Annotated in this window: 23 protein-coding genes; 16 read left to right on the forward strand and 7 right to left on the reverse strand. The window is 66.9% G+C overall.

Annotated features, from left to right (window positions below):
• The 10 genes from PHD22_RS04885 to ruvB all read left to right on the forward strand — a co-directional run.
• Positions 1 to 140, forward strand: a 140-nt coding sequence (locus PHD22_RS04885) for an NAD(P)(+) transhydrogenase (Re/Si-specific) subunit beta (protein WP_299863205.1), incomplete at its 5' end; no start/stop codon positions are given.
• A gap of 110 nt (positions 141 to 250) precedes the next feature.
• Positions 251 to 1,312: a phosphotransferase family protein gene (locus PHD22_RS04890; RefSeq protein WP_299863103.1), complete on the forward strand. Its 1,062-nt coding sequence runs from the start codon at positions 251 to 253 to the stop codon at positions 1,310 to 1,312.
• Positions 1,305 to 1,679 carry a DUF6285 domain-containing protein gene (locus tag PHD22_RS04895; RefSeq protein ID WP_299863106.1) on the forward strand — a complete coding sequence of 125 codons (375 nt, stop codon included), beginning with the start codon at positions 1,305 to 1,307 and terminating at the stop codon, positions 1,677 to 1,679. The genes PHD22_RS04890 and PHD22_RS04895 overlap by 8 nt, the downstream gene beginning before the upstream one ends.
• Before the next feature lie 13 nt (positions 1,680 to 1,692).
• Positions 1,693 to 2,862, forward strand: coding sequence for an acyl-CoA dehydrogenase family protein (locus PHD22_RS04900; RefSeq protein ID WP_299863109.1), 1,170 nt, complete (start codon positions 1,693 to 1,695; stop codon positions 2,860 to 2,862).
• A 107-nt stretch (positions 2,863 to 2,969) separates the two neighbouring features.
• The gene (locus PHD22_RS04905) at positions 2,970 to 5,279 is read left to right on the forward strand and encodes a VanZ family protein (protein WP_299863111.1); all 2,310 of its coding nucleotides are present in this window, start codon (positions 2,970 to 2,972) and stop codon (positions 5,277 to 5,279) included.
• A gap of 54 nt (positions 5,280 to 5,333) precedes the next feature.
• Positions 5,334 to 6,302 (forward strand): prenyltransferase, encoded by a 969-nt coding sequence (locus tag PHD22_RS04910; RefSeq protein WP_299863115.1) that lies wholly within the window; start codon positions 5,334 to 5,336, stop codon positions 6,300 to 6,302.
• Complete coding sequence (locus tag PHD22_RS04915; RefSeq protein WP_299863118.1) at positions 6,299 to 6,985, forward strand: HAD family phosphatase; 687 nt, start codon at positions 6,299 to 6,301, stop codon at positions 6,983 to 6,985. The genes PHD22_RS04910 and PHD22_RS04915 overlap by 4 nt, the downstream gene beginning before the upstream one ends.
• Positions 6,986 to 7,022: 37 nt before the next feature.
• Positions 7,023 to 7,613 carry a Holliday junction branch migration protein RuvA gene (gene ruvA, locus PHD22_RS04920; RefSeq protein ID WP_299863119.1) on the forward strand — a complete coding sequence of 197 codons (591 nt, stop codon included), beginning with the start codon at positions 7,023 to 7,025 and terminating at the stop codon, positions 7,611 to 7,613.
• Between the two features lie 137 nt (positions 7,614 to 7,750).
• Positions 7,751 to 8,824: an AI-2E family transporter gene (locus PHD22_RS04925; RefSeq protein ID WP_299863122.1), complete on the forward strand. Its 1,074-nt coding sequence runs from the start codon at positions 7,751 to 7,753 to the stop codon at positions 8,822 to 8,824.
• Entirely contained in the window at positions 8,821 to 9,888 is a 1,068-nt protein-coding gene (gene ruvB / locus PHD22_RS04930) for a Holliday junction branch migration DNA helicase RuvB (protein WP_299863124.1), read from the forward strand. The genes PHD22_RS04925 and ruvB overlap by 4 nt, the downstream gene beginning before the upstream one ends.
• A gap of 13 nt (positions 9,889 to 9,901) precedes the next feature.
• Here the strand turns inward: ruvB and PHD22_RS04935 are convergent, their stop codons facing one another.
• From PHD22_RS04935 to PHD22_RS04955, 5 genes are all read right to left on the reverse strand, one after another.
• Entirely contained in the window at positions 9,902 to 10,426 is a 525-nt protein-coding gene (locus PHD22_RS04935) for a helix-turn-helix domain-containing protein (RefSeq protein ID WP_299863126.1), read from the reverse strand.
• A gap of 125 nt (positions 10,427 to 10,551) precedes the next feature.
• On the reverse strand, positions 10,552 to 11,736 hold the full coding sequence (locus tag PHD22_RS04940) for a class I SAM-dependent methyltransferase (RefSeq protein WP_299863129.1): 1,185 nt from the start codon (positions 11,734 to 11,736) through the stop codon (positions 10,552 to 10,554).
• Between the two features lie 74 nt (positions 11,737 to 11,810).
• Entirely contained in the window at positions 11,811 to 12,461 is a 651-nt protein-coding gene (locus PHD22_RS04945) for a DUF484 family protein (RefSeq protein WP_299863132.1), read from the reverse strand.
• A complete protein-coding gene (dapF, locus tag PHD22_RS04950) occupies positions 12,458 to 13,297 on the reverse strand; it encodes a diaminopimelate epimerase (protein ID WP_299863135.1) in 840 nt (279 codons plus the stop codon). The genes PHD22_RS04945 and dapF overlap by 4 nt, the downstream gene beginning before the upstream one ends.
• A complete protein-coding gene (locus PHD22_RS04955) occupies positions 13,294 to 13,710 on the reverse strand; it encodes a CoA-binding protein (protein WP_299863138.1) in 417 nt (138 codons plus the stop codon). Before PHD22_RS04955 ends, dapF begins: the two co-directional genes overlap by 4 nt.
• 83 nt (positions 13,711 to 13,793) lie before the next feature.
• Here PHD22_RS04955 and sppA point away from each other — a divergent pair, with 83 nt between their 5' ends.
• Complete coding sequence (gene sppA, locus PHD22_RS04960) at positions 13,794 to 15,626, forward strand: signal peptide peptidase SppA (RefSeq protein WP_299863141.1); 1,833 nt, start codon at positions 13,794 to 13,796, stop codon at positions 15,624 to 15,626.
• A 47-nt stretch (positions 15,627 to 15,673) separates the two neighbouring features.
• Here the strand turns inward: sppA and PHD22_RS04965 are convergent, their stop codons facing one another.
• Both PHD22_RS04965 and PHD22_RS04970 read right to left on the reverse strand, forming a co-directional pair.
• A complete protein-coding gene (locus PHD22_RS04965; protein WP_299863144.1) occupies positions 15,674 to 16,012 on the reverse strand; it encodes a DUF2782 domain-containing protein in 339 nt (112 codons plus the stop codon).
• 44 nt (positions 16,013 to 16,056) lie between these two features.
• Complete coding sequence (locus PHD22_RS04970; protein WP_299863146.1) at positions 16,057 to 16,782, reverse strand: TIGR00730 family Rossman fold protein; 726 nt, start codon at positions 16,780 to 16,782, stop codon at positions 16,057 to 16,059.
• Between the two features lie 58 nt (positions 16,783 to 16,840).
• Here PHD22_RS04970 and polA point away from each other — a divergent pair, with 58 nt between their 5' ends.
• The 5 genes from polA (at position 16,841) to murB (ending at position 23,253) form a co-directional block, all read left to right on the forward strand.
• Positions 16,841 to 19,564 carry a DNA polymerase I gene (gene polA / locus PHD22_RS04975; RefSeq protein ID WP_299863149.1) on the forward strand — a complete coding sequence of 908 codons (2,724 nt, stop codon included), beginning with the start codon at positions 16,841 to 16,843 and terminating at the stop codon, positions 19,562 to 19,564.
• A 43-nt stretch (positions 19,565 to 19,607) separates the two neighbouring features.
• Positions 19,608 to 20,129, forward strand: coding sequence for a DUF2242 domain-containing protein (locus tag PHD22_RS04980; protein WP_299863152.1), 522 nt, complete (start codon positions 19,608 to 19,610; stop codon positions 20,127 to 20,129).
• 77 nt (positions 20,130 to 20,206) lie between these two features.
• On the forward strand, positions 20,207 to 21,373 hold the full coding sequence (locus PHD22_RS04985; RefSeq protein WP_299863208.1) for a lytic murein transglycosylase: 1,167 nt from the start codon (positions 20,207 to 20,209) through the stop codon (positions 21,371 to 21,373).
• A 3-nt stretch (positions 21,374 to 21,376) separates the two neighbouring features.
• Complete coding sequence (queF, locus tag PHD22_RS04990) at positions 21,377 to 22,219, forward strand: NADPH-dependent 7-cyano-7-deazaguanine reductase QueF (protein ID WP_299863154.1); 843 nt, start codon at positions 21,377 to 21,379, stop codon at positions 22,217 to 22,219.
• Positions 22,216 to 23,253, forward strand: coding sequence for a UDP-N-acetylmuramate dehydrogenase (gene murB / locus PHD22_RS04995; protein WP_299863157.1), 1,038 nt, complete (start codon positions 22,216 to 22,218; stop codon positions 23,251 to 23,253). The genes queF and murB overlap by 4 nt, the downstream gene beginning before the upstream one ends.
• The last annotated feature ends 43 nt before the right edge of the window (positions 23,254 to 23,296 follow it).

Genomic DNA, 23,296 nt, shown 5'->3' on the forward strand with positions numbered 1-23,296 from the left:
TGGTGAAGCGGGGCAAGGGTACGGGTTACTCGGGTATTGAAAACGCCCTGTTCTACAAGGACAACACCCGGCTGCTCTACGGCTCTGCCCAGCAGGCCATCGGCGAGGTGATCCAGCACGTCAAGGCGCTGTCGGTGTAAGTCTCGCGGCGGTGCCCCTGGGGGGCACCGCCGCCGGGGGGCGAACTCATCCGCCCCCCGGCCGGGAAAGGTCCATGCAAGGCAAGCCATAACAAAGGAGAGGACAAGCAGTGAACGCGACAACGGAAACGAGTGGGCAGCCTGATATCGCCACCTTTGCCGCCGCTTTCCTGAAAAGGGAAACCGGTGCCGATGAGGTGGAGGTCCATGACTGCAAGCGCCTGGGCGGCGGCGCCATCCAGGAGAACCTGGCTCTGGCGGTAACGGTTCGCGGCGGCCCGTGGGATGGCCGCCACGAACTGGTGCTGCGTACCGACTCCCCCTCCAGCCTGGCGGTGAGCCTGAGCCGGGCGGAGGAGTTTGCGGTGCTCCAGGCAGCCTTTGCTGCCGGCGTCACGGTGCCCGAGCCCCTCTGGCTCCATCGGGATCAGGGCGAGTTTGGGAAGGATTTCTATCTGATGCGCAAGGCCGGTGGATCCGCGGCGGCCCGTCCGCTGGTGCGGGGGGATCTGACGCCGGACGAGCGGGATGCCCTGGTGGCCCAGCTCGGCACCGAGCTGGCGCGCCTCCACAGCGTCCGTCCGCCGGTCGCCGCACTGGATTTCCTGCCGTTGCCCGATGGCTCGCCGGCCTTGTCCCGGGTCCGTGAGTACCGTCGGCACATCGATGCCATTGGTCGCCCCCAGCCGACCCTGGAATGGGCTCTGCGCTGGCTGGAGCTGAATGCCCCGACGTCCACCGAGACCACCCTGACGCACGGGGATTTCCGTACCGGTAACTACATGGTGGAGGGCGGCCGGCTGTCGGCCGTGCTCGACTGGGAGTTCGCCGGCTGGAGCGATCCGATGGAGGACCTGGGCTGGCTGTGTGCCCGCTGCTGGCGTTTTGGCGCCTGGGACAACGAGGTTGGTGGTGTCGGCGGGAGCGCCGCCCTGGCCCGGGGCTATGAGTCCGTGTCCGCCAGGCCCCTGGATCTGTCCCTGCTGCCGTACTGGAAAGTGATGGGCACCATGCGCTGGGCGGTGATTGCCCTGATGCAGGCCGAGCGTCATCTCTCCGGCGAGCAGCCCTCCCTGGAGCTGGCCCTGACCGGGCGGATGCTGCCGGAAATCGAGCTGGATCTGATCCAGGAAATTCAATCCATCGAAAAGGAGCGTGCCCGCCATGCGTAGCCTGCCCGATGCCGCCGCGCTGCTGAAGATTGCCCGTGACGGCCTGCTCAACGAACTCCTGCCGCACCTTCCCAAGGAGCACCACTATACCGCCCTGATGGCCGCCAATGCGCTGGCCATCTCGATGCGGGAAATCAGTGCCGATGACGGCCAGCACAAGGCGGAAGCCGCACTGCTCCACGAGCTGTATGGCCAGGCTGCGGCCGACGAAGGGGTGGATGCCTTTGCCGCCCACCTTGCCCGGGATTTTCGGGCCGGCCGCTTCGACGATCGCCTGAATGATGCGGGCGAGCTGCTGATGGCGGAAGTGCGTGCCCGGTTGAGCATTTCCAATCCCAAGTACCTCAAGCAGGCTGGCCTGAACTGATCCGGAGCTTCTCATGAATTTCGATATACCGGCCGAACTCACGGCCCTGCAGGAAAAAACCCGGCGTTTCATCGCCGAGGAGATCATCCCCTACGAGAAGGACCCCCGGGTCACCTCCCACGGTCCCACCGAAGAGCTGCGCAACGAGCTGGTGGCGAAGGCCAGGGCCGCCGGCCTGCTGACGCCCCATGCCTCCAGGGAGCTGGGCGGCCTCGGGCTGGACCACTTCGCCAAGGCCATCGTCTTCGAGGAAGCGGGTTACTCGACCCTCGGCCCGACGGCGCTGAACATTGCCGCGCCCGACGAGGGCAACATCCACCTGATGGAGGTGGTGGCCACCGAGGCCCAGAAGGACCGCTGGCTGAAGCCCCAGGTGGCAGGGAAAATCCGCTCCTGCTTCTGCATGACCGAACCCGACCCGGGTGCCGGTGCCGATCCGTCGATGCTGCAGACCACCGCGGTGAAGGACGGTGACGATTATGTGATCAACGGCCGCAAGTGGTTCATCACCGGCGCCACCGGCGCCCACTACGCCATCATCATGGCCAAGATGGAGGACGGCAGCGCCACCATGTTCCTGTCGGACATGGACAAGCCGGGCATCACCGTCGAGCGCAGCATGGACGCCCTGGATGCCTGCTTCACGGGCGGCCACGGGGTGGTGAGTTTCGACAATCTGCGGGTGCCGGCCAGCGACGTGCTGGGCGAGATCGGCCAGGGCTTCCGCTACGCCCAGGTGCGCCTGGCGCCGGCCCGGCTGACCCACTGCATGCGCTGGCTCGGTCAGGCCCGTCGCGCCCATGATGTGGCCACTGCCTACGCGCGCAAGCGCCAGGCCTTCGGCAAGGCTCTCGGCGAGCACGAGGGGGTGGGCTTCATGCTCGCCGACAACGAGATGGACCTGCATACCGCGCGCCTGGCCATCTGGCACTGCGCCTGGGTGCTGGACCAGGGGAGCAAGGGCAAGAACGAGTCCAGCATGGCCAAGGTGATCTGCTCCGAAGCCGAATGGCGGGTGGTGGATCGCTGCGTGCAGATCCTCGGCGGCCAGGGTGTCACGGCGGAGACCATCGTGGCGCGGATCTGGTCCGACATGCGCGCCTTCCGGATCTACGACGGCCCGTCCGAGGTGCACCGCTGGAGCCTGGCCCGGCACATCCTGAAGGGGCCGAAGGGGCTCTGAGGCGGTCGCGGGAAGGGGGCCGCATCGCCTCCCCCGCGATGCTGCTAACATGCACGCTTTCAGTGTCGCCTGACGCCTGACGCGTGCACAAAACCAGCCATCGGCCCATGGGCCCCTCCCCGTCGCTCCCTGCCGGGCCCGGGCTTGCCCGCAGCTTGTGGCGCAACGCCTTCCTGGGCAGCCTGTTCTTCATCATCTACGGCAGTCTGGTCCCCCTGGATTTCCAGCCGGTGTCCTGGGACCAGGCATTCGCCCGGTTCGTCATGGCGGAGGTGGATGGGGCCGGCAGCCGGGTGGACTGGGCCAGCAATGTCCTGCTGGCGATGCCTGCAGTCTTTTCTGCGGCCCAGTGGCTGCTGCCAGGGCAGGGGCGGACAGGCGCCTGGCTCCTCAGGGGGCTGCTTGTCCTGGGGATGTTCGGGGTTTCCCTGAGTGTCGAATTCGCCCAGATCTTCTTTCCGCCCCGGACGGTTTCCTGGAGTGACATCCAGGCCCAGATGATCGGTGCGCTCCTGGCCCTGGGCTGCCAGCTCCGCTGGGGGCCAGCCCTGACCGTCTGGCTGCTGGGCTGGTGGCGCGCGGAGCGCCGCTCGGCCCGCCTGGTCAGGGTGCTCAAGGCTTATCTGCTGGTCATGGCCGGGTTCAGCCTGCTGCCTCTGGACCTGACCTTGAATCCGGTCGAGGTGTACCACAAGTGGTCGGAGGGACGGGTGATCCTGCAGCCCTTCGGGGGTTTGAAAGGGAGCCTCGCCGAAAATCTCTACGAATGCCTTACCGATGTGCTCCTCTGGCTCCCCGCGGGGGTCTTGATGCGCCTGTCCGGGGTGCCTCTGTCCAGGGTGGTGATGCAGGGCGTGCTGCTGGCTGGAGCCATCGAGCTGGCTCAGCTGTTCGTCTTTTCCCGGGTGACGGATCTCACCGATGTGCTGCTGGCCGTGCTGGGCGTGACGCTCGGGGGCATGCTGGCCCGGTGGCTGGACGGGGATCGCCGTGGCATGTTCGACCGGATCCCGGCCCAGGCCTGGTGGTCCGGGTGGTGGCTTTGGCTGCTGCTGGTCCTGCTGGTGTTCTGGTTTCCCTACAATTTCCAGGCCGTTCCCCCGGGGGGCTGGAGCAGCTGGCTGAGGGTGCCATTTTCCACCTATCAGCTGGTCGATGAGTACAAGGCCAGCAACGAACTTTTGCGGCGGATGGGCTTCTTCCTGCCGGGGGGGCTGCTGTGGGGCCTGGCGGTCAGCGCCCGGGCCCGTGGGTGGGGGGTAACGTCTGGCGGGCGCGGGTGGTTGCCGCTGCTGCTGGCAGCGCTGCTGGTGGAGATGGGGCAGATCTTCCTGCCGGGCAAGGTTGCGGACCTGACGGATGCAGTGCTGGCCTTTCTCGGCGGGCTGCTCGGGCTGCGGCTGGCGGCCTGGCTGGTCTTGCCGGGCGAAGCTGCTCCTGCCGGCGAGCGCAGCGATCCGGGGCGCCCGCCACGACCGCCGGTGCCGGGGCGCGCCGGTGGCTGGATCCCCCATGGCCTGCTCCTCGCCGGATTGGTGCTGGGGCTGATGCTCGTAGTGCGCCTTCCCGGGGTTCCCTACAATCTGCGCGAACTGGTCGCGGTGGGCCCTGTTGGGTTCGGGTCAGCCCTGGCCCTGGCCGTCTGCGCCTACCTGCTGGCCAATGGCCCGGCGATGCTGGCAGGGCGCAGTCCTGCCCTGGTGCTGGCAGCCCCGCTGGGAGGGCTTCTCTCGGGCACTCTGGCATTCCTTCTGCTGCGCATCGGGGTCCCCCTGGAGAGTCTGCATGATGTGCTGGGATCCCCCGTTCTGGGGTGGCCCTGGGAGTGGGAGCTGCTGGGGCGTTTCGTGATCCTCTGGGTGGCCTTGAGCCTTCAGGTCGGCCTCGCTTTCCTGATGGTGGACGTCTTGCTGGATCCGCGCCGCCTGCCGGTCCTGCTGAATGGGTTTCTGGTTTCGGCCTTGCTGGCCTGGCCTCTCTACGAGGGGGTGGTGACCCAGGCGGCAACGGACAACCTGACGGAGCTGCTGGCGTCCGGGGCGAGTTTCGGTGCGGTCAGCTGCCTCGCGATTGGCCTGATGGCGCTCGCCGCGGCGGGCTCGGCCCTGTCGGCGCTGCTTGCGCCGGCCGCACCCCGGAGGCGGCTGGCCCTGGCACTGCTGCTGGCGGCCGGGGTGGCGCCCTGGGCGGTGCTGGCCGGCCTTGAAACAACCATCATCAAGTACGACCAGGTTTTCTCGGCGTTGCAGTTTCTGCTGAGCAGGGATCGCAGTCATTATGTGGGGGAGGCCGAGTTGATGGTGCGCCTGGCCCTGGCGCTGGTCCTCCTGGTGCTCGGCCTGGCGCTGCTCCAGAGTCTTTACTGGCGTCGGGCGGTGGCCCGCCGGGCAGCCGGTGGGCAGGCTGGCCGCCCTTGACCCGGCGGCCGCGCCACAGCACGATTGCGGCCGTGTGCCTCTTGATGCCTGTCCATGTCGTCACCTCCCCTCTCCCTTGAGCCGACCCCCGCCCTGCGGGGACGGCCCGTTTTGGCGCTCCTGCTGGCTACCCGTCCCGCCTTCCTTGGGGTGACGCTCTGCGCCTGTCTGGTGGGGCTCGGAGGTGCCCACGGCAGCGGACTGGCCATCGACGGGGTCAAGGCCGTGCTCACGGTGCTGTCTGCCCTGCTGGTCCACGCGGGGGTGAATGTCCTCAACGACTATTACGATGCCCGCAGCGGGGCCGACGCAGGCAATCACGAGCGTCTTTTCCCGTTCACGGGTGGCAGCCGTTTCATTCAGAACGGGGTCCTCAGTGAGGCCGAGACGGGACGGTTGGGCTATCTCCTGGTGCTCCTCGTGATCCCCGCGGGGCTGTGGCTGGCCTGGGTCTCCGCTCCCGGGCTGGTATTGATCGGCCTGCTGGGTCTGTTCCTGGGCTGGGCCTACACGGCGCCGCCCCTCGCGTTGGTGAGCCGGGGCCTGGGGGAGCTGGCCATCGCCGGCGGCTGGTTGTGCGTGGTGGCAGGCACCGACTTTGTCCAGCGTGGGCAGTTTTCCCCCGTGCCGCTGATGGCGGGGCTGTCCTATGCGCTGCTGGTGGCCGCCATTCTGTTCATGAACGAATTCCCCGATCGCCGCGGGGATGAGGCCACCGGCAAGCGGACCCTGGTGGTCCGCCTGGGGCCGGATGGCGCCAAGTGGGCCTTTTTCGGCCTGGTGCTGCTGGCCTACGGCTGGCTGGTGCTGCTGGTGGGGCGTAACCTGCTGCCCCAGGGGGCGGCTGCGGCGGCCATGACCCTCGTGTTGTCCTTCCGTGCCCAGCGGGACCTGATGGCCCATGCCCATGAGCCCGCAGCGCTGGGCCGGGCCATCCGTCTGACCATTGCTGCCGCTCACCTGCATGGACTTGTCCTGGCCGCCACCCTGGCCTTCGGACGCTGGCCTGGTACGCCGTCATGAGCCTGCCTCTGCCTTTTCTCCCCCCCGACATCCAGGGCGTGATCTTCGACATGGACGGACTGCTCCTCGACAGCGAGCGGGTGGCCCTGGCCACGGTGGCCGAAGCGGCCGCCCAGTTGGGGGTGCCCTGGCGTTACGACGTGGGGCTCGCCCTGGTGGGGCTCAACTCCCGGGATGGTCCGGCGGTGATCCGCCAGCACCTGGGAGAGGACTATCCCACGACCGAGCTCTACGAGACCTTCGGCCGGCTCTATGAAGTGGCCATCGTCGAGGGACGGATTCCCCTCAAGGCCGGGGTGATCGAGCTGTTCGAGGTGCTGGATGCCCTGGGCACCCCTCGGGTGGTGGCCACCTCGACCCGGCGCTCCCGGGCCGAGCCCAAGCTCGCCGCCGTCGGCCTGCTGACCCGGCTCCACGGCATGGTATGTGGCGACGAGGTGAGCCTGGGCAAGCCGGCGCCGGACATCTTCCTGGCGGCCGCCGGGCGTCTGGGCGTGCCCGCGGCCAACTGCCTGGTGCTGGAAGACTCCAATGCCGGCGTGCGTGGCGCCCTGGCCGCCGGTGCCCGGGTGGTGATGGTGCCCGACCTGCTGGAGCCCGCCGCCGACGTGCGTGCTGCGGGAGTCCCCCGGCTCGCCAGCCTCCATGAGGCGGCCTCCTTCCTCCGCCCTGACCGCTCCTGATCCCCCCTTCACCCTTCACCCCCTATTCCCTATCCCCATGATCGGACGCATCACCGGCCGCCTGGCCGAAAAGAACCCCCCACAAATCCTCATCGATGTAAACGGTGTCGGCTATGAACTCGAGGTGCCGATGAGTACCTTCTACGGCCTGCCGGCCACGGGTCAGAGCGTCAGTCTGTCCACCCACCTGGCGGTGCGCGAGGATGGACATTTCCTGTACGGCTTCGCCACCGAGGAGGAGCGGGCGGCCTTCCGCCAGCTCCTCAAGGTCGCCGGCATCGGCGCCCGTACGGCCCTGGCGGTGCTCTCCGGCCTGTCGGTCCACGATCTGGCCCAGGCCGTCGCGCTGCAGGAGAGTGGCCGCCTGATCAAGATCCCCGGCATCGGCAAGAAGACCGCCGAGCGCCTGCTCCTCGAACTCCGCGACAAGCTCGCCAAGGCCCTGCCCGCGGTGACCGGCAGCGTCACGGCCAACCTGCCCGGCGACGACCGGGCCGACATCGTCAATGCCTTGCTGGCCCTTGGCTACAACGAGAAGGAAGCCCTCGGCGCGGTCAAGACCCTGCCCGAGGGGGTCGGCGTGTCGGACGGCATCCGTCAGGCCTTGAAGGGGCTGTCCAAGGCGTGAGCAGGGCTGCAGGCGCAGCATTAAGCCCGGCGCCGGCACCCTGCGCACCACCTGCCGCATCACGCCGGAGCAGGTCGTGGCCATCCGCCACGGCGATTCGGGGATAATCCCACCACCCCAACCCGAGGTCTTCCCCCATGGCTCCCCGACGCACGGCCCAGATGGCCATCACCGCGCTGCTCCTGCTCGGCTGTGCCTTCGTGCTCAGCCCCTTCGTTGCCGCCATCCTGTTTGCCGGCACGGTGTGCATCACCACCTGGCCCCTCTACGAAGCCCTGCACCGGCGCCTGGGGCGGCGGGATGGGCTGGCCGCGATCACCATGACCCTGCTCCTCACCGCCCTGCTGCTGGTGCCGATGATCGGTCTGGCGGCCTCCCTGACCGATGCGGTGATCAGCCTGGTGGATTATGTCCGGACCCTGATCGAACAGTCGGATGGCCGCCCGCCGGCCTGGGTCAAGCAGATCCCGCTGGTGGGGCAGGATATGGACGCCTACATCCGCAAGCTCACCCACAGTCAGGTGGAGATGCGCAAGCTGGCCCTGCAGGCCATCGAGCCCGCCCGCAAGTCCGCCCTGACCCTGGGGGGCCTGGTGGGGCAGGGCCTGCTGCAGATTACCCTGGTGCTGTTCATCGGCTTCTTCCTGTACCGGGATGGTTCACGCATCCAGGCTGTGCTGGAGGCCGGGGCCGAGCGCCTGGGCAGCCAGATCTGGGGTGACCTGCTCGAACTGGCGGCCAACACGGTCAAGGCGGTGATGATCGGTATCGTCGGGACCGCCGCGGCTCAGGCCCTGGTGGCGCTGATCGGCTTCGTGGTGGCCGGGGTTCCCGGGGCGCTGCTGCTGGCGGCGGGGGTCTTCTTCCTGTCCCTGGTGCCGGTCGGCCCGCCGCTGATCTGGGGGGGGGCCGCCTTCTGGCTGTATCAGCAGGGGGAGAGCGGCTGGGCCGTGTTCATGGTGCTGTGGGGCACCTTTGCGGTCAGCTCGGTGGATAATTTCCTCAAGCCCTTCCTGATCAGCCGTACCGCCAGCCTGCCGATCCTGCTGATCGCCCTGGGGGCTTTCGGGGGCGTGCTGGCCTTCGGTTTCATCGGGATCTTCCTCGGACCCACCTTCCTGGCCCTGGGCCAGGCCCTGTTTGTGAGCTGGACCCTGCGCCGCCCCAAACCTGCCAACGCTATCGAAGAGGCCCCGGAGGGCCGCTCATGATCCAGACCGATGACCTGAAAGCGGGTGCCGTCGACCCTTCCGCCCGCCTGATCACCACCAGCCGCACCAGTCACCAGGAAGAGGCTCTGGAGCGGGCCCTGCGCCCCAAGCGCCTGGATGACTATGTGGGTCAGCAAAAGATCCGTGACCAGCTGGACATCTTCATCGAAGCCGCCAAGCGGCGCAGTGAGGCCCTTGACCATGTGCTGCTGTTTGGACCTCCCGGCCTGGGCAAGACCACCCTGGCCCATATCGTGGCCGCCGAAATGGGCGTCAACCTGCGCCAGACCTCCGGGCCCGTGCTGGAGCGGGCGGGGGATCTGGCTGCCCTGCTGACCAACCTAGAGCCCCATGATGTCCTCTTCATTGACGAGATCCACCGCCTGAGCCCGGTGGTGGAGGAAATCCTCTACCCGGCCCTGGAAGACTTCCAGATCGACATCATGATCGGCGAGGGCCCAGCGGCCCGCTCGGTGAAGCTGGATCTCCCCCCCTTCACCCTGGTAGGTGCCACCACCCGGGCCGGCATGCTCACCAATCCCCTGCGCGACCGCTTTGGGATTGTCGCCCGTCTGGAATTCTATTCTGCCCAGGAACTGGCTTACATCGTGGGTCGTTCGGCGCGTTTGCTGGAGGTGGAGATCGAGGATTCCGGTGCCTTCGAGATCGCGCGGCGGGCCCGGGGTACGCCGCGCATCGCCAACCGCCTGTTGCGTCGGGTGCGGGATTACGCGGAGGTGCGGGCCAACGGCCGCATCACCGCCGAGGTGGCGGATGCCGCGCTGGTCATGCTGGATGTGGACCACCTGGGTCTGGACCTGATGGATCGCAAGCTGCTGAGCGCGATGCTGGAAAAGTTTGGTGGTGGTCCGGTGGGATTGGACAATCTGGCGGCAGCCATCGGGGAGTCGTCCGATACCATCGAGGATGTGCTGGAACCCTACCTGATCCAGCAGGGCTATCTGCAGCGCACCCCCCGGGGGCGCATGGCCACGGCATCCATCTGGCAGCATTTCGGGCTCAAGGCGCCTGGCGGGCCGGCCAGCCTGTGGGACCCGTCCTGAGCCAGCCGGGAGATCAGGCAGCCCTGCCCGCGAGCAGGGCGTTCACCCGCTTGCCGGTGGTGACGAAGTCCGCCAGGTTTTCCTGGTGAGTGGGGTGCAGGTGCAGGGTGACAGCCTTGCTGGTGATGGTCAGGCCGCCCCGGGCATCCCGCTGGATGTAGCCATGCTGGATCAGATGGCTCACCTTGCGGCGCACGGTTTCCCGGGGGATGCCGGTCGATGCGCTGATCGCGAAGGCGTTGCAGGGACGCAGGAGCTGGCGGGTGAAGTCTTCTTCATTAGTGATGCGCAGGACGGCCATGGCCGGCTCATCCAGGCCGAGGCCGGCCATGTTGTACAGTCCGACTTGGCCAAGCACGATGGGCAGGAGCAGGTCACCGTCGAAGGCAGCATACAAGCGCACCATGTGCCGCAGGTTGTAACGGCCGAGCAGGAGGGCGGCGGCATGCATTTCCTGGGTGACCTGGGTGTCCTTTTCTGCTGGGCTTGAATCCGCGGAGGCAGGCCCGTCGGGGTCTAGGAGCGGGGCGTAATTCATGGGTGTCTCCGTTGCGAGGTCCCGGACAGTGGCGATGTAACACTATTTCACTGTTCGTGCTTCCGAAGATACACATCCCGGCGCTCATTTTCCCGGAATAAATACCTAGAATCCGCGGTACTTTGTCAAACTTGGCAGGCCAGACCTTTCAGGTATTCGCCCTCGGGGACGGCCAGGCCAATGGGGTGATCCGGCGCGGCGGACAGGCGGTGCAGGATGCGTGCCTCGACGCCCACGTCGGCGGCAGCGCCGGCGATGATCTTCTGGAACAGCTCCTGGCCGATTCCGCCGGAGCAGGAATAGGTCATCAGGATGCCGCCCGGGTTGAGCAGGCGGAAGCCCAGCAGGTTGATGTCCTTGTAGGCCCGGGCAGCCCGGTCGGCATGGGCGGCCGAGGGCGCAAACTTCGGTGGATCCAGAATGATCAGGTCGAATTTGCGCCCTTCGGTCTTGAAGGCCCGCAGGGCCTGGAACACGTCATCCTCCTGCCAGCTGGCCCGGCTCCCGTCGAGCTGGGGATTGTGGTCGATGTTGCGTGCTGCGGTAGCCAGGGCCGGGCCGGAGGAGTCGATGGACAGCACGCTTCGGGCTCCGCCAGCGAGGGCCTGCAGGGAAAAGCCCCCCGTGTAGCAGAAACAGTTGAGCACATCGCGGCCGGCGGAGAGCTGGCCGGTGAGAAGCCGGTTGTCCCGTTGATCCAGGTAGAAGCCGGTTTTGTGGCCGTGGACCACGTCCACCTCCATCCGCACGCCGTTCTCGACGATGGTCAGGTGGTCGGGCAATTCCCCGTGCGCCAGGCCGCTCACCGGGCCGAGGCCTTCCAGCTTGCGCACATCCGAATCCGAACGCTCATACACCGCGGTGCAGCCGGTGGCCTGAACCAGCCCGGCGACGATGGCATCCCGCCATTTGTCGGCGCCTGCGCTGGTCAGCTGGACCACCACCACGCTGGCGAAGCGGTCTGCGATCACGCCAGGCAGGCCGTCGGACTCGCCGTGGATCAGGCGCACGCCGTCCTGCTGGGCGAGCCAGGGGTGGGAGGCCCGGCGTGCCACCGAGGCCGCTACGGCCCGTTTGATGAAGGCATGGTCCACCGACTGGTCGCAGTCGAAGGTCCAGACCCGGGCCCGGATCTGCGATTCCGGCGACCAGGCGGCCCGCGCCAGGGCGCGGCCGCCTGCGTCCTTGACCAGGACCGTGTCTCCGGGGCGGGCCCGACCGTCCAGCCGCTCCACCGAGCCGGCAAAGATCCAGGGGTGACGACGGAGCAGGGAGCGTTCCTTGCCGGGCTTGAGAATGAGGTCGGCCATGGGGATGAAGAATGAGGTGTGAGGGGAGGGAGGGGGCTGGGGGGCGCTGGCGTGAATCTTGGCTAATGGGCCCTTCAGCCTAGCTGGCGGCGGAGGGCGCAGGACACCATTTCACCGATACGGGTCAGGTAGAGGGTACCCATCTCGGCATAGAAGCGCTCCGGGTCCTCGCTGCCCATGGCGAGCAGGCCAAAGGTCTGTTCGTCCCGGCGCAGGGGCACCAGGGCCACCGAGCGCATCAGGCGGCTGGCGGGCCCGAACCACAGGGTGATCTCCCGCAGGGGGGGAGGGCCGCAGTGCGGTTCCACCAGATCGCCGGCAAAGAAGCGGATGTCTTCTGCTACCGGCAGGAACTCGGGGCCGCCGCGGGACAGGACGCTGTTCCAGACCCGGAAGGCCACGTGGGGCACTGCGAAGTCTTCCCGCAGGTGCACGTAGGTGGCCTGGCGGATGGATTCGAAATCCTCTGCCTCCAGCAGGGACAGGCTCAGCCGATGCACCTTGGTGCTGATGCCGTCGTTTTCCTCGCCGAAGCCCAGGAGCTCGGCGAACTTGTCCTCCAGGTGGGCAATGCGTCCCCGCAGGGCCAGCAACTGCCGTTCCGTCAGGGAGATGGCCTGTCCGGTGTGGGGGTGGGTGACCTGGAGATCGGCCAGCAGGCTGGAGTGCCGGTCGAAAAAATCCGGGTTCTCCTTGAGGAAGGCGATGATGTCGGAAGGGTTCATGGCAGGCTGATCTGACCGGAGAAGACGGTGACGGCGGGGCCCGTCATCAGGACCGGAGTGCCGATGCCGTTCCAGGCAATGGTGAGTTCGCCGCCGCGGGTTTCCACGGTCACGGGGGAGACCACCAGGCCGCGCAGGATGCCGCTGACTACCGCAGCGCAGGCACCTGTACCGCAGGCCAGGGTTTCCCCGGCACCCCGCTCAAAAACCCGCAGGCGCACCCGGTGTGCATCCACCACCTGCAGGAAGCCCGCGTTGACCCGGGCGGGGAAGCGGGGATGGTGCTCGATCAGCGGACCCTGTTCGCCTACCGGGGCCGTGTCCACGTCGGCCACCACCTGTACTGCATGGGGATTGCCCATGCTGACGGCGGTGATCGCCACCCGGGTACCGGCCACATCGAGGGGTTGGACGTAGGCGTCCGAATCGCTGATGAAGGGAACGTCGGCCGGGTTCAGCACCGGTACGCCCATGTCCACGGTCACGTTGCCGTCGGCTTCCAGGCGGGGGGTGATGATGCCTCGCTTGGTTTCGACGCGGATCTCCCGTTTGTCGGTGAGGCCCTGGTCGAATACGAAGCGGGCGAAGCAGCGGGCACCGTTGCCGCATTGCTCCACCTCGCCGCCGTCAGCGTTGAAGATCCGGTAGCGGAAGTCCACGCCCGGCTGGGTAGCGGGCTCCACCACCAGAAGCTGATCACAGCCGACCCCGAAATGACGGTCGGCCAGCTGGCGGACCAGGGTTTCGGTGAGGAGAATCTCCTGGCGGACGGCATCGATCATCACGAAATCGTTGCCAAGGCCCTGCATCTTGCTGAAGGAAAGTGTGCGGCTCATGGGACAATGTGCTCTATGTAGTCCCGCCAGAGGCAGCGGTCCATCACCACGGTGATTCCGGCGGCGCGGGCCCTCTCGGCGGCTTCTTGATTGACGACCCCGTCCTGCAGCCACAGGCGCTTGATGCCGAGGGCGATGCATTCGTCCACGATCGGGCCCACCTCGTCGCCGGCGCGGAAAACGTTCACCAGGTCTACGGGGAAGGGAATGTCGGCAAGCCGCGGGTAAGCCTGTTCTCCGAGAATTTCGGTGACGGCCGGGCGCACCGGTACGATGCGGTAGCCGAAGCCCTGCATCGCCCGGGAAACCCGGTAGCTGGGGCGTTCCGGACGGGGTGATAGGCCGACGACGGCAAGCGTCCGGATCTCCTGCAGCAGGCTGCGGATCTGGTCGGGACTGGGATTGGTAAACATGGCGGGATTCTACCGGATTGCCGGAACCCGCGAAGCTTGGGGCAGCTGCGGCTGTCGGGCCGGGTGCCCATGGAGAGGAAGCAATGGATCGGAATGCACGGCCCGGGGTCGTGAGAGGGCTGTTTTCGTGGATCTGGCGGACGATCGATCGTTTTCGCCAGGTGAGTCTCAACCTGATTTTTCTCGCGGTGCTGGCTTTTCTGGTGGCTGGCTGGTGGGCGTCCCGTCCGCCACCGCTGCCTGTTGACGCAGCCCTGTTGATTGCGCCCAGCGGCCAGCTGGTGGAGCAGCGCACTGCCCGCAGTCCGATGGCCGTGCTGCAGGGCTCCGACGGTATCCGCCAGGTGCTCCTGCGGGACGTGGTCGAAGCGATCCGTTTCGCCACCACGGACAGCCACATCAAGGCCCTGGTCATTGAGGTGGATGGCCTTGCCGGCGCAGGTCTGTCCAAGCTGGAGGAGATTGCCGCCGCCGTGGCGGATTTCCGCCAGGCGGGCAAGAAGGTGTATGCCCACGGCAAGAACTTCAGCCAGCTCCAGTATCACCTGGGCGCCCAGGCCGATGAGGTATACCTGAGCCCCGACGGATATGTGCTGCTGACCGGCTTGGGTCGCTATCCCACCTACTTCAAGGGTCTGTTCGATCAGGTCGGGGTGAGGATGCAGGTGTTCCGGGTCGGTACCTACAAGTCCTTCGTGGAGCCCTATACCCGCAGCGACATGTCGGAGGAAGACCGGCAGGCTACCCGGCTGTACCTGGACGCGGCGTGGCAGGCCTTCCAGGCCGACATCCTGAAGGTTCGCCCCCAGGCGGCCCCCCATCTGGCCCGCTACACCGCCGATGCGTCGGCGGTGCTGGCCGAGTCCGCTGGGGACGCTGCCCGGATGGCCCTGGCAGCGGGCCTCGTGGATGGTCTCAAGACGGCCGATCAGTGGCGGGACTTCCTGAAGGAGAAGATCGGCCCCAGCGATGACGGCAAGCACTACAAGCACGTGGATATGGCCACCTACGTGGCCCACAAGAGGGGCGCGCTGCCTGACCACGCGGCGCAGGTGGGCATCCTGGTGGCCCAGGGGGCCATTGCCGATGGAGAGCAGCCTTCCGGCGTGGTGGGGGGGGACACCCTCGCTGGCTTGATCCGTCAGGCGCGGGAGGACGACAACGTGAAGGCGGTGGTGCTGCGGGTGGATAGTCCGGGCGGCAGCGCCACGGCGTCCGAGGTGATCCGCCGGGAACTGGAGCTGACCCGCCAGGCGGGCAAGCCGGTGGTGGTCTCCATGAGCTCGGTGGCGGCCTCCGGCGGCTACTGGATTGCCATGGGAGCGGACGAGGTGTGGGCCAGCCCCACCACCCTGACCGGATCCATCGGCATCTTCGCGATGATGCCGGACCTTTCAGGGCCGATGTCCAGGCTCGGCCTGGCCGTGGATGGGGTGGGCACCACGCCGCTGGCCAACGGCATCGATCCCCGCCGTCCCCTGGATCCTCAGGTGGCCAGCCTGCTCCAGCAGAGCATCGAGCATGGCTACCGGCGTTTCCTCGAGTTGGTGGCCCAGGGGCGCAAGATGGATCTGGCCGCGGTGGATCAGGTGGCCCAGGGGCGGGTCTGGCTGGGCAGTCAGGCCAAGGAGCAGGGGCTTGTGGATCACCTCGGCGGGCTGGAGGCCGCGATCCGGGCCGCGGCAGCCCGGGCCAAGCTCACCGAGTATTCAGTGAGCTACGTGGAAAAGCCCCTTTCTCCCAGAGATCAGTTGCTGTCCAGGCTGCTGGATAACGGTGAGAGTGGCGAGAACGCCCGGCTCCGTCCGTCCCTCGTGGAGCAGTCCCTCGATCGTCTGAAGGCCGAGCTCCAGGCCTTGAGCCTGTGGAACGATCCGGGACAGGCGTATCTGCATTGCCTGTGTGAGGCGCCCTGAGACTCCGGGTGCCTGCCGCGGGAAGCCGCGGCCGCACCTGACAAACCTCACCAGCGCTTGATCACCCACCTGGGCACGCGGACGCCCTCGTCGTGGGCGCTGCGACGGCTGAAGTCGCCGTTGCCCACATCGTCGTAGAGATAGTAGGCCGGCCCGTTGGGCGGGGTGACCTTGATCATGTAAAGCTGGCCATTGACGCGGAATTCCTCGACGGTGTCCTCGCCCTTCTTCGTGATGGTGACCTGGGGTTCCACCTCCTGATCCAGCTCCAGGCCCGGAGGCGGAGGGGGGGGTTCGGGCAGGGGTTCGAGATTCTGGGGCTGCTGGGCCCAGGCCGGGACGGCGAGGACGATGAGCAGGGCGGCAGTGCAAAGGGCGCGGGGCATGAGGGTCTCCTGATATGCCGCGATTGTAACCCGGGTGCCGGGGCTCACAGGTTGAGCATCAGTTCGTGCTCTTCCGGCAGGGGCAGGAAGCCGCGGGTCTGGTAGTGGGTGAAAATGGCATCCACGACTTTTTCCGGTTCGTCGATCACCTGGATCAGGTTCATGTCGTCCGGGTGAATCATGCCTTCCTCCACCAGGCGGTCCCTGAACCAGTCGATCAGGCCGCGCCAGAAGGGCTCGTGGACCAGGATCACCGGGATCTTGCGGCTCTTGCCGGTCTGGATCAGGGTCATCGCCTCCAGCATCTCGTCCAGGGTTCCGAAGCCGCCCGGCATCACCACGTAGGCCACCGCAAACTTGACGAACATGAACTTGCGGGCAAAGAAGTGCTGGAAGGTCTGGGAGATGTCCTGGTAGGGGTTGGCCTGCTGCTCCATGGGCAACTGGATGTTGAGCCCGACGCTGGGGGATTTGCCGAAGTAGGCGCCCTTGTTGGCCGCCTCCATGATGCCCGGGCCGCCGCCCGAAATGACCGAGAAGCCGGCGTCCGACAGCAGCCGGGCGATGCGTTCGGTCTTTTGATAGTAGGGGTGGTCGGGCTTGGTGCGGGCGCTGCCGAAGATCGATACGGCAGGGCGGATCGGCTTGAGGCGCTCAGTGGCCTCGACGAACTCTGCCATAATCCCGAAAATCCGCCACGACTCCCGGGCCGTGAAGTTCTGGGCCGCCGTGCTCGGAGCCATCCGGGGAAGTTTGTCTTTTGCTGTCATTTTTCTTGTAAGGAGTGAGGGGTGAGGGGTGCCGGTCGCCGCTCAGCCTTGCATGCCCATGCCTACCTTGTTGCTCGTCGACGGTTCCAGCTATCTGTACCGTGCCTTCCATGCCCTGCCCGACCTGCGGAACTCCGCGGGTGAGCCGACCGGTGCCGTGCGCGGGGTCCTTTCCATGCTACGTCGCCTCGAATCCGACTACAAGGCGGAATACCGGGCCTGTGTGTTCGATGCTAAGGGCAAGACCTTCCGGGACGACTGGTATCCGGAGTACAAGGCCCAGCGTCCACCCATGCCGGAAGACCTGCGTGCCCAGATCGAGCCCCTCCACGAGGCCGTGAAGGCCGAGGGCTGGCCTCTGATCATGGAAGAGGGGGTCGAAGCCGACGACGTGATCGGTACCCTGACCCGTCAGGCTGTCGAGGCGGGGTGGGAGGTAGTGATCTCCACCGGCGACAAGGATCTGACCCAGCTGGTCCAGCCCGGCGTGCGCTGGGTCAACACTATGAGCGAGGAAGTGCTGGATGAGGCGGGCGTCAGGGCCAAGTTCGGTGTGCCACCGAACCTCATCGTCGACTACCTGACCCTGATCGGCGACACCGTGGATAACGTGCCCGGGGTGGAAAAATGCGGTCCCAAGACCGCGGTCAAATGGCTCACCGAATACGGCAGCCTGGACAAGCTGGTCGCCAGTGCCGACAAGGTGGGCGGCAAGGTTGGCGAGAACCTGCGCAAGCATCTGGACTTCCTGCCCCTGGGGCGCCGGCTGGTCACGGTGGTGACCGACCTCAAGCTGCCCGTCGGGCCTGCGGACCTTCCTGCCCGGGAGGACGACAAGGTGGCCCTCGCGGCGATCTACCGGCGCATGGAGTTCAAGGGCTGGCTCAAGGAGCTCGAGTCCGGCACCCATCGCGCCGCGCCTGCCCCTGCGGGCGAAGCGGCCGTCGTCGCTCCCCTGGGTGAGCCCGGTGCCCATCGTACGGGCTACGAAACCCTGCTTGACTGGGCTGCCTTCGACGCCTGGCTGACGAAAATTTCCGCCGCCGAACTCACTGCCTTCGACACCGAGACCACCGGCCTCGACCCACTGGCTGCCACCCTGGTGGGCATGTCCTTCGCCATCGTGGAGGGCGAAGCCGCCTACCTGCCCCTGAGCCACGGTTACGCAGATGCACCGGCGCAGCTGCCGCTGGCCGAGGTGCTGGCCAGACTGACGCCCTGGCTCGAATCCGAGGCCCACCGCAAGCTCGGCCAGAACCTCAAGTACGACGCCCACATCCTGGCCAACCACGGTATCGCCCTGGCGGGCATTGCCGAAGACACCCTCCTTGAGTCCTACATCCTGGAGAGCGACCAGTCCCACGACATGGACTCCCTGGCCAGCCGTCATCTGGGCCTCAAGACCCTCACTTACACCGAGGTCTGTGGCAAGGGTGCGAAGCAGATCGGTTTTGGCGAGGTGGAGCTGGCCCGGGCCACTGAATATGCCGCCGAGGACGCGGACATCACCCTGCGCCTCCACCACGTGCTCTCCGCCCAGCTGGCGGCCGAGCCGGCCCTGGCGGCCCTGTACCGGGATGTGGAGCTGCCCACCGCCCGGGTGCTCTTCGAGATGGAGCGCAACGGAGTGCTGATCGACGACTTCCTGCTCGCCCAGCATTCCGAGGAGCTGGGGCGCCGCCTCCACGAGCTGGAGCAGCAGGCCCATGAACTGGCTGGCCGGCCCTTCAACCTGGGTTCGCCCAAGCAGCTCGGCGAGATCTTGTTTACCCAGCTCGGCCTGCCGGTGGTCAAGAAGACCGCCACCGGTCAGCCCTCCACCGACGAGGATGTGCTGACCCAGCTGGCTGAGGACTACCCTCTGCCCAAGCTCCTGCTCGAACACCGCAGCCTCGCCAAGCTGAAGAACACCTACGCCGACAAGCTGCCCCAGATGGTCAACCCGAAGACCGGCCGGGTGCACACCAGCTTCAGCCAGGCGGTGGCGGTGACTGGACGGCTGGCCAGCTCCGAGCCCAACCTGCAGAACATTCCGATCCGTACCCCGGAGGGGCGGCGCATCCGGGCGGCCTTCATCGCCCCGGCCGGGCACAAGATCGTGTCCGCCGACTATTCCCAGATCGAGCTGCGCATCATGGCCCACCTCTCCGGCGACAAGGGCTTGCTGGAGGCGTTTGCCAAGGGTGAGGATGTGCACCGGGCCACCGCCGCCGAGATCTTCGGCGTGACGCCGCTGGAGGTCAGCAGCGAACAGCGCCGCTACGCCAAGGTGATCAATTTCGGCCTGATCTACGGCATGAGTGCCCACGGTCTGGCCAAGAACCTGGGGATCGAACGGGCCGCTGCCGCCAGTTACATCGAGCGCTACTTCGCACGCTATCCGGGCGTCGCCGCCTACATGGAGCGCACCCGTGCCGAGGCCAAGGCCCAGGGCTATGTGGAGACCGTGTTCGGCCGCCGCCTGCACCTGCCGGACATCCGCGCCCAGCAGGTGGGACGGCGCCAGGGCGCCGAGCGGGCGGCGATCAATGCGCCCATGCAGGGCACCGCCGCCGACCTGATCAAGAAGGCCATGATCGTCACGTCTGCCTGGCTCCGGGAGGCCGGAGTGCGCTCCCGGCTGATCCTGCAGGTCCATGATGAACTGGTCCTGGAGGTCCCCGAGGACGAGCTGGCGCTGATCCGGGAGACCTTGCCCCGGCTGATGGCGGGTGTGGCGCAACTTTCGGTGCCGCTGGTTGCCGAAGTCGGGTCTGGTGCCAATTGGGACGAGGCTCACTGAGGCCCTCGCCCCCTGCGCTCCACTGTTTCGGAAAACCCTCCCCATGTCCCACCGATTTGCCCTGCTGCTCCTGTCGCTGCTGCTTTCCGCCTGCAGCGTGCTGGGCGGTTCTAAAAAGAAAGATGACAGCTACAAGCTGGAAAGCTTCGCGCCGGACTCTCCCTTCGAGCAGTCTTTCGAGGTGTCGCCTACTTCAGCCTGCGAAGCCGGGAGAAGGGCCCTCCTGAGTCAGGGTTACCTGATCGACGAGGCCAGGCCCGAGTTCATCAAGGCCCGCAAGTACTTCCAGCCTGACCGCAGCACCCAGGTGCAGCTCACCTTCAGCCTGTTCTGTCTGGCGGAGGGGGAGGGAGAAGGTGCAGCGGTCTTTGCCAACGTCCGCCAGATCCGCGAAGAGCTCAAGGCGGGGTCCGCCAGCACCGGCCTGTCGGTGACCGGCATCGGTTCCCTGTCCCTGCCCTTTGGCGGCAACAGCGAAAGCCTGGTCAAGGTGGGGGAGGAAACCGTCACCGACGCCGAGTTCTATGGACGCTTCTTTGCGCTGATGCAGTCCTTTATCCGATGAAGAAATTTCCCTGTCCCGTGAGACCCTCCCGTCCCTTCACTCCGCCCGTCCCGTCCATCCGGCTGGGCATCCTGGGGCTGCTCGCCGCCGGCCTGGTCCAGGCCGCTGATGTGCCCGATCCGTCCCGCTTCGCCCCCTGTGTCGCCGAGCTCAAGGCCGGCGCGCTGGGCCGGGGTGTGTCCGCGGCAGGGTATGACCGCCTCACCGCGGGCCTGCAGCCCGACCTGAAGGTGCTGGAGCTGCTCGACTACCAGCCGGAGTTCCGCACGCCCATCTGGGATTACCTGTCTGGCCTGGTGGATGACGAAAGGGTGGCTGATGGCCAGGGGATGCTGGTCCAGTGGCGGGACACGCTGAATGCCGTTGCCGCCCGTTATCGTGTGGATCCGGCCACGGTGGTCGCGGTGTGGGGCGTGGAGAGCAACTTCGGGCGCAATTTCGGCAACCGGCCCTTGCTGACTTCCCTGTCCACCCTGTCCTGCTATGGCCGTCGCCAGGCGTATTTCCGTGGTGAGTTCTACGACGCGCTCAAGATCGTGGATAACGGCGACGTGAAGGCCGAGCAGATGCTGGGCTCCTGGGCCGGCGCCTTTGGCCACACCCAGTTCATGCCCTCCACCTTCCTGCGCCTGGCGGTGGACTTCGACGGGGACGGGCGCCGCGATCTGGTGGGCAGCGTTCCCGATGCCCTGGCCTCCACCGCGAACTTCCTGCGCAAGGCGGGTTGGCGGGAGGAGCAGCCCTGGGGCTACGAGGTCCGGCTGCCAGCTGGTTTCGACGTGACCGGTGCCGGTCGTCGCAACAAGCAGCCGCTGGCAGAGTGGAGCGCCCGCGGGGTGAGGCGCATCGACGGCACGCCCCTGGAGGGTGAGGGGAGCGCGGGCCTGTTGCTGCCGGCCGGTCCGAAAGGGCCGGCCTTCCTGGTATTCCGCAATTTCGATGCGCTCTACGCTTACAACGCAGCCGAAAGCTATGCGCTGGCCATCGCTCACCTGTCCGACCGCTTGCGGGGGGGCGGGCCCTTCCAGACGCCCTGGCCGACCGACGATGCGGGCCTCTCCCGGGCGGAGCGGCGTGAAGTCCAGGCTCTGCTGCTGGCCCGGGGCCATGCCATTGGAGCCGTCGACGGCATGCTGGGCGATGCCAGCCGTGCCGCCATCCGCAGCGAGCAGCTGCGCCTCGGCTACAGCGTCGACGGGCGCGCCGGCCAGAAACTTCTGCAAGCCCTGAAGGAGGGGCGCTGATCCATGAGCATGACTCCTGCCCATCCCGATGCGTCGCCCCTGGGCAAGCCGGTGGACTACGCCGACCACTACGCTCCCCAGCTGTTGTTTCCCATCGCCCGCCAGGGCAAGCGCGACGAGCTGGGGATCGCCTCCGGGCAACTGCCCTTCGTCGGCGAAGATCTCTGGAACGCCTACGAGTTGTCCTGGCTGGATGTCCGGGGCAAGCCGGTGGTGGCGCTGGCCAGTTTCCGGGTTCCGGCGGATTCCCCTAACCTGATCGAATCCAAGTCCTTCAAGCTCTACCTCAACTCCTTCAACCAGACCCGCGTGGCAGGTGTGCCCGAGCTGGCGGCTACCCTGGCCCAGGATCTGTCCGCCGCTGCGGGGGCCCAGGTCCAGGTCAGCATCGAGCCCCTGAGTGCCCGGCCCCAGCGCCACATTGCGTATCCGGAGGGTGTTCTGCTGGATACCCTGGACATTGAGGTGGACCGCTATGCACCGGCGCCCGAACTGCTCCGTGCGGACGGGGGCCGGCCGGAGGTCAGCGAAACCCTGTATTCCCACCTGCTCAAGTCCAACTGCCTGGTGACGGGCCAGCCGGACTGGGGCATGGTGGTGGTGCGCTATACCGGTGCCCCCCTGGATCGGGAGGGTCTGCTCCGCTACATCATCTCCTTTCGTCAGCACAATGAGTTCCACGAGCAGTGTGTGGAACGGATCTATACCGACCTCCTGCGCCAGTGCCAGCCCCGGGAGCTCACCGTGTGGGCCCGCTACACCCGGCGCGGCGGGCTGGACATCAACCCCTGTCGTCGCACGCCGGGTCTTCCGGCGCCGGTGCAGGTGGGGGAGGTGAGGCAGTGACGACCGGTGTCGCGCCGCTCCTCAGGCCCGATGTTTCCCTCGATGCCCTTAACACCCTGCGTCTGCCGGCCCGGGCTGCCTGGTTCGCCCGGGTCGACCACGCGGACGCCTTGCGCACAGTCCTGGAAGACCCCCGGGTGGCCGGCCTGCCCCGGCTGGTGATCGGGGGTGGTTCCAATCTGGTGCTTACCGGGGATTTTCCGGGTCTGGTGCTGCAGGTGGCCTTCCATGGCCGCAGTCGGGTGCAGGAGGATGCGGAGGCCTTCTTCGTCCGCGCCGGCGGCGGTGAACACTGGCATGACTTCGTGCGCTGGACGCTGGAGATGGGCTGGCCGGGTCTGGAGAACCTGTCCCTCATCCCCGGCACCGTCGGTGCTGCGCCGGTGCAGAACATCGGCGCCTACGGGCTGGAGATGGCAGAGCATTTCTACAGCCTGCGGGCCTACGATCTGGAGACGGGCAAGACCGTGGGCTTCGACCGGCGGGACTGTGCCTTTGGCTATCGGGACAGCTTTTTCAAGCAGGCCGGGGCGGGCCGCTTCCTGATTGCCGCCGTCACCTTCCGCCTGCCCAAGGCCTGGAAGCCCAATGCCGGCTATGCGGACGTCGCCCGGGAGCTTGATGTCCAGGGGATTGCCCACCCCACCCCCCTGCAGATCTCCGATGCGGTGATCGCCGTGCGCCGGCGCAAGTTGCCCGACCCTGCGGAAATCGGCAATGCGGGCAGCTTCTTCAAGAATCCAGTGGTGGAGGCCTCCGTGCACGCCCGCCTCCTTGTCCGTCACCCGGAGATGCCCTCCTATCCCCAGCCGGATGGGCGTGCCAAGCTGGCGGCGGGGTGGCTGATCGATCAGGCCGGCTGGAAGGGCCGCCGCCTGGGGTCGGTGGGGTGCTACGAGCGCCAGGCGCTGGTGCTGGTGAATCACGGCGGGGCGACCGGCGCCGACGTACTGGCCACCTGCCATGCCATACAGGCCGATGTGCAGGCCCGTTTTGGCGTTGCTCTGGAGCCGGAGCCCGTCTTCGTACCCTGAAACGGCGTCTCCGGCATGTCGGTTTTCCACAATAGGGTGGGCC

It is taken from the genome of Zoogloea sp. (assembly GCF_028693495.1).
Classification (GTDB): Bacteria; Pseudomonadota; Gammaproteobacteria; order Burkholderiales; family Rhodocyclaceae; genus Zoogloea.

Excerpts from the sequence above, each read along its gene's own strand:
- PHD22_RS04935 (WP_299863126.1), bottom strand. The coding sequence starts at position 10,426 with ATGAATTACGCCCCGCTCCTAGACCCCGACGGGCCTGCCTCCGCGGAT.
- PHD22_RS04895 (WP_299863106.1), top strand. The coding sequence starts at position 1,305 with ATGCGTAGCCTGCCCGATGCCGCCGCGCTGCTGAAGATTGCCCGTGAC.
- polA (WP_299863149.1), top strand. The coding sequence starts at position 16,841 with ATGCCTACCTTGTTGCTCGTCGACGGTTCCAGCTATCTGTACCGTGCC.
- PHD22_RS04940 (WP_299863129.1), bottom strand. The coding sequence starts at position 11,736 with ATGGCCGACCTCATTCTCAAGCCCGGCAAGGAACGCTCCCTGCTCCGT.
- dapF (WP_299863135.1), bottom strand. The coding sequence starts at position 13,297 with ATGAGCCGCACACTTTCCTTCAGCAAGATGCAGGGCCTTGGCAACGAT.
- PHD22_RS04955 (WP_299863138.1), bottom strand. The coding sequence starts at position 13,710 with ATGTTTACCAATCCCAGTCCCGACCAGATCCGCAGCCTGCTGCAGGAG.
- PHD22_RS04945 (WP_299863132.1), bottom strand. The coding sequence starts at position 12,461 with ATGAACCCTTCCGACATCATCGCCTTCCTCAAGGAGAACCCGGATTTT.
- sppA (WP_299863141.1), top strand. The coding sequence starts at position 13,794 with ATGGATCGGAATGCACGGCCCGGGGTCGTGAGAGGGCTGTTTTCGTGG.
- PHD22_RS04915 (WP_299863118.1), top strand. The coding sequence starts at position 6,299 with ATGAGCCTGCCTCTGCCTTTTCTCCCCCCCGACATCCAGGGCGTGATC.
- PHD22_RS04965 (WP_299863144.1), bottom strand. The coding sequence starts at position 16,012 with ATGCCCCGCGCCCTTTGCACTGCCGCCCTGCTCATCGTCCTCGCCGTC.
- PHD22_RS04925 (WP_299863122.1), top strand. The coding sequence starts at position 7,751 with ATGGCTCCCCGACGCACGGCCCAGATGGCCATCACCGCGCTGCTCCTG.
- PHD22_RS04905 (WP_299863111.1), top strand. The coding sequence starts at position 2,970 with ATGGGCCCCTCCCCGTCGCTCCCTGCCGGGCCCGGGCTTGCCCGCAGC.
- PHD22_RS04910 (WP_299863115.1), top strand. The coding sequence starts at position 5,334 with ATGTCGTCACCTCCCCTCTCCCTTGAGCCGACCCCCGCCCTGCGGGGA.
- PHD22_RS04970 (WP_299863146.1), bottom strand. The coding sequence starts at position 16,782 with ATGACAGCAAAAGACAAACTTCCCCGGATGGCTCCGAGCACGGCGGCC.
- ruvA (WP_299863119.1), top strand. The coding sequence starts at position 7,023 with ATGATCGGACGCATCACCGGCCGCCTGGCCGAAAAGAACCCCCCACAA.
- PHD22_RS04980 (WP_299863152.1), top strand. The coding sequence starts at position 19,608 with ATGTCCCACCGATTTGCCCTGCTGCTCCTGTCGCTGCTGCTTTCCGCC.
- PHD22_RS04900 (WP_299863109.1), top strand. The coding sequence starts at position 1,693 with ATGAATTTCGATATACCGGCCGAACTCACGGCCCTGCAGGAAAAAACC.
- ruvB (WP_299863124.1), top strand. The coding sequence starts at position 8,821 with ATGATCCAGACCGATGACCTGAAAGCGGGTGCCGTCGACCCTTCCGCC.
- queF (WP_299863154.1), top strand. The coding sequence starts at position 21,377 with ATGAGCATGACTCCTGCCCATCCCGATGCGTCGCCCCTGGGCAAGCCG.